A 4,842-nucleotide genomic window follows, 5' to 3' on the forward strand; every position below is an offset into this window, starting at 1 on the left:
GGGCCATCATGGGGTGGCGGGCCCGGGATCGCGGGGCCGCGGGAGCGGCCCGGTGCGGCGGACGAGCCGGATCAGGGAAATTGAGGGTGTGCCCCGATGTGGGGCGAACCCGCGATGCGCGAGATTGAGCGGTGTGGACGAACAGCACGGGCTGCCGGCGGCAGCAGCGACCAGGGGTGGAGCCGGTGGACGTCCGTTCGCGGGCGTCGTCACCGGTGGTGCGCGCCCGGTCGCGCACCGCGCAGACCGCGCCGGGCGGGGCCCGGCGAGGTCCGCGGCGCCCGGTGACCGGCAGGTGAGCTTCGTGGAGCGGGGTGCGCGGTGACCACACTCGCGGTGGCGCTGGCCGCGCTGGGCGCCTGCGGTTACGCCGTCGGCGCCCGGTTGCAGCACGGCGCGGTGCAGGACGCGATCGGCGACGACGGCTTGAAGGTGCGCAGCCAGGTGCGGCTGCTGCGCAACCAGCGATGGCTGCTGGGGCTGCTGGCGCTGGGCAGCGGGGCGCTGCTGCACGCCTGCGCGCTGGGGCTGGCGCCGCTGAGCGTCGTGCAGCCGGTCGGCGTGCTGGCGCTGCCGATCACCGTGCTGCTCAACGCCCGCCAGCAGGGCATCCGCACCCGCGACCTCAACGTGCACGTGGTGCTCTCGGTGCTGGCCGCGACCGGTGGTGTCGCGGCGTTCGTGTTCCTCGCGGCGGGCAGCGCTACCTCCACCCCGGTGATGCCGGACGACCAGCTGCTCGCCACTCAGCTGGTGGCGGGCACGGTGCTGGCGCTGGGCGTGGTCGGCCTGGTCACCAGGTCGAAGGTCCGCTGCATGGCCTACGCGGCGGGCTGCGCCGTCGCCTACGGGCTGGTCTCGCTGCTGGTGCGGGCGCTGGTCCAGCAGTTCGGCAGCGCGCCGCTGCTGAGCATCAACCCGCTGCCGCTGGTCGTGATCGTGGTGGCGATGGCGGTGGGCGGCTGGTTGCTGCAGCACGGCTACGCGAGCGGCCCCCCGGACCTGGTCGTGGCCTGCCTGACCGTGATCGACCCGCTCGTGGCGGTGGGCCTGGGCATCGGGCTGCTGGGTGAGGCCGATGCCGTGGACGGTGCGACCGCGATCGGCGAGCTGCTGTGCGCCGTGATCGCCTGCGCAGGCGTGTTCGCGCTCGCGCGGCACCATCCGGACACCCAAGATCGGCGAGTGCAAGCAACCGTGACCGGCGACGGCGACGCCGACGTTCGGCGGATACGTTCTGACGGGAGTTCAACTTGACTTCGCAACCGTTCGGCGGAGATCGGCTGCGCATCGTGATCGGCGCGGTGATGTACCCGCCCGAGGTGAACGGTGCGGCGAACTTCGGCCACCGGCTCGCGACCGGGCTGGCCCGCCGTGGCCACGACGTGCACGTGATCTGCCACTCGGTGGACCGCAACGAGAGCACCGGCGTCGAGGACGGCGTGACGGTGCACCGCGTCGCGTCCTACCGGACCCCGGCGCACCCGACGTTCCGGGCGTGCCCGCCGTGGCAGGCCTCGTCGGTCGCCGACCGATTGCTGCGCGAGATCCAGCCGGACATCGTGCACGTCCAGTCGCACTTCTTCATCGGCCGCGGCCTGATCAACGCCGCGCGCCGTCAGGGCATCGGGCTCATCGCCACCAACCACTTCATGCCGGAGAACATCTTCGGCTACGTGCGCATCCCGAAGGCCCTGCAGAAGGCGGGCGCGCGGTTGCTCTGGCACAACCTGATCAAGCACTACGGCAAGGCGCAGCTGGTGACCGCGCCCACGCCGCGCGCGGTGCAGCTGCTCCAGGACAACGGGTTCTCCCGGCCGGCGGTGCCGGTGTCCTGCGGCATCGACGTCGGGCGGTACCGGCGCCGGGCGCAGGAGCTGCGCAAGCAGGACCCGGACTCCGCGACCCGCACCGTCCTGTTCGTCGGCAGGCTCGACGAGGAGAAGCACATCGACGACCTGCTGCGGGCGATGGCGCTGCTCAAGACCGAGCACCCGACCCGCCTGGAGATCGTCGGCGACGGCAGCTGCCGCGAACCGCTGGGCGAGCTGGCGGCGGAGCTCGGCATCTCGGACCGGGTGCACTTCGCGGGCCTGGTCGACGAGGAGGAGCTGCTCGACGCCTACGCCAGGGCGGACCTGTTCTGCATGCCGAGCATCGCCGAGCTGCAGAGCCTCGCCACGATGGAGGCGATGTCCGCGATCACCCCGGTGGTGCTGGCGGACGCGATGGCGCTGCCGCACCTGGTCGAGGCGGGGGAGAACGGCTGGCTTTACCGGCCGCGGGACGTGCACGCCCTGGCGCACGCCATCGACGACGTGCTCGCGGACCGCGCCACCATCGACCGGATGGGCGCCGCCGGGGAGCGGCTGGTCAGCAGCAAGCACGACATCGACGCGGTGCTGGCCCGCTTCGAATCGATCTACCGGCACGCGCTCGCGCACGACGACGGGGTGACACCCGTCGAGCTGCCCGCCGAGCTGGCCAGCTGAGGAGCCGCCATGAGCAGCAGAACACCGGCACTGGGCACCGCGGCGCACGAGCAGGAGCTGCGGCCGGAATCGCAGGTGGCGCGGATCCAGGGTTCGGACCTGCACTTCTGGACCTACCGGTCGAGCGCTCCGGACGAGGCGCCGGAGACCTCGGAGCCGCCGGAGACCTCGGCGGACGAGGAAGCGGACCGGCTGATCGTGATGGTGCACGGACTGCGCGGCACCCACCACGGGCTGGAGCCGATCGTGGCGCGGCTGGGCGGTGGTCGCACCGTCGTCGTCCCGGACCTGCCGGGGTTCGGCGACTCCGGGCCGATGACCGGGCGCGCGCACGACGTGCCCGGCTACGCCGACGCGATCATCGAGCTCATCGAGCACCTCGGTGGGCGGGACCGGCCGGTGGTGCTGCTCGGGCATTCCTTCGGTTCGATGGTGGCTGCGCACGTCGTCTCCCGTGGTCCGGAGTTGGTGGAGCGGCTGGTGCTGGTCAACCCGATCTCGACGCCCGCGTTGCGTGGGCCGCGGGTGGTGCTGTCCTGGCTGACTTCGCTGTACTACGCCCTGGGCACCGCGTTGCCGTCGCGGCTGGGGCGGGCGCTGCTGGCCAACCGGCTGGTGGTGTGGGGCACCGGGCTGGCGATGTTGCGGACCCGCGACCCGGAGGTGCGCCGGTTCGTACACGACAGCCACCAGCGCCACTTCTCCCGCTTCCACAGCCCGGCGCTGCTCACCGAGACCTACGAGGCCTCGGTGACCGGCACGGTGGCCGACCACAGCGCGTCGCTGACGCTGCCGACGCTGCTGATCGCGGGGGAGTCCGACGACATCGCACCGCTGGCCGGGCAGCGCGAGCTCCTCGCGGGCCTGCCGGATGCCGAGCTGGTGGTGATCCCCGGCGTCGGGCACCTCGTGCACTACGAGACGCCGGCCGCCGCCGCGCACGCGATCGACCGCTTCTTGGGGGAGTCTTGAGCGCCCGGCCGACCGATCCGATCGAGCCGCACGAGCCGACGGGAACCACCGAACCGGCCGGAACCACCGAACCCACCGGACGCGCCGGGACCGCCGGTACGCCGGGCCCCGACGAGTCCCGCGATCCGGCGGACGGGGACGGGGAGCTCCCCGCTGGCGGTGGGCGGCCCGCGCGGGTGTTCGTGGACGCCCGCTGGACGCGCACCGACGCGCACGACGGCATCAGCCGGTTCGGTGCGGAGCTGATCCGCGCGCTGCACGCCCTGCACCCGGTGACGATGCTGATCAACGACCGGCGCCAGCTCGCGCTGCTGCCGGCGGAAGTGCCGCACATCAAGATCAACAGCCCGTTCTCGGTGCGGGAGCTGTCCCTGGCGAGCAGGCTGCACGCGCTGGGCGCGGACGTGGTGTTCAGCCCGATGCAGGTGATCGGCGGGTTCGGCCGACGCTACCGCCTGGTGCTCACGCTGCACGACCTCATCTACTACCGGCACCCGGAACCGCCCGGTTTCCTGCCGCTGCCGGTGCGGGTGATCTGGCGGCTGTACCACCGCGCCTACTGGCCGCAGCGGCTGCTGCTGAACCGGGCGGACGCGGTCGTCACGGTCAGCGAGACGCCCGCGCGGCTCATCCGGCGCCACCGCCTGACCCGGCGGCCGGTGACGGTGGTGCCGAACGCGCCGTCCGGCCTGCCGGAGCCCGTCGACGCCGAGCAGGCCCCCGCCGGGCAGGTCCGCGAACTGGTCTACATGGGTTCGTTCATGCCCTACAAGGACGTCGAGACGCTGATCGCGGGGATGGGATCGCTGCCCGGGTACCGCCTGCACCTGCTGAGCCGCATCGCCCCCGCCCGGGAGGCGGAGCTGCGCGCCCAGGTGCCGTCCGGTTCGGACGTGGTGTTCTGGAACGGCATCGACGAGGACGCCTACCGGACGCTGCTGCGCGGGGCGGCGGCGCTGGTGACGGCCTCGCGGGACGAGGGCTTCGGGTTGCCGATCATCGAGGCGATGCATGCCGGAACTCCTGTCGTGTGCAGCGATCTGGAGATCTTCCGCGAGGTGACGGGTGGTCACGCCCGGTTCTTCCCGGTCGGGGACGTCGCGGCCTTCGTCGCGGCGGTGCGCGAGGTGGACGATCCCGAGCAGCGCGCCGAACTGGTGCGCGGCGGCTGCGAGCAGGCCGCTCGGTTCACCTGGGAGCGCTCGGCCCGGCGGCTGCTGCGCGTGCTGGTGCCGGGCGCGGCGGGGACGGCCGGGGGGGGGGGGGGGGGGGGGGGGGGGGGGGGGGGGGGGGGGGGGCCCCCCCGGGGGGGGCCCCCCCGGGGGGCCCCCCCCGGGGGGGGCGGGGCCCCGCCCCTCGGCCGGGATCAGGGCAGGGT

Annotated in this window: 4 protein-coding genes; all 4 read left to right on the top strand. The window is 73.4% G+C overall.

Translation table 11 applies throughout. The features are described 5' to 3' along the window. Window positions 1–321: 321 nt before the first annotated feature. Window positions 322–1,257 carry a hypothetical protein gene (locus LCD31_RS28125; protein ID WP_224963112.1) on the top strand — a complete coding sequence of 312 codons (936 nt, stop codon included), beginning with the start codon at window positions 322–324 and terminating at the stop codon, window positions 1,255–1,257. Beyond that, window positions 1,254–2,492 carry a glycosyltransferase gene (locus LCD31_RS28130; RefSeq protein WP_224963114.1) on the top strand — a complete coding sequence of 413 codons (1,239 nt, stop codon included), beginning with the start codon at window positions 1,254–1,256 and terminating at the stop codon, window positions 2,490–2,492. The genes LCD31_RS28125 and LCD31_RS28130 overlap by 4 nt, the downstream gene beginning before the upstream one ends. 9 nt (window positions 2,493–2,501) lie before the next feature. Further along, a complete protein-coding gene (locus LCD31_RS28135) occupies window positions 2,502–3,464 on the top strand; it encodes an alpha/beta fold hydrolase (protein WP_224963116.1) in 963 nt (320 codons plus the stop codon). Further along, a partial coding sequence (locus LCD31_RS28140) for a glycosyltransferase family 1 protein (protein ID WP_224963118.1) occupies window positions 3,461–4,842 on the top strand: 1,382 nt, incomplete at its 3' end. The genes LCD31_RS28135 and LCD31_RS28140, both read left to right, overlap by 4 nt.

This window comes from Saccharopolyspora sp. 6M (genome assembly GCF_020176775.1).
GTDB lineage: Bacteria > Actinomycetota > Actinomycetes > Mycobacteriales > Pseudonocardiaceae > Saccharopolyspora_C > Saccharopolyspora_C gregorii.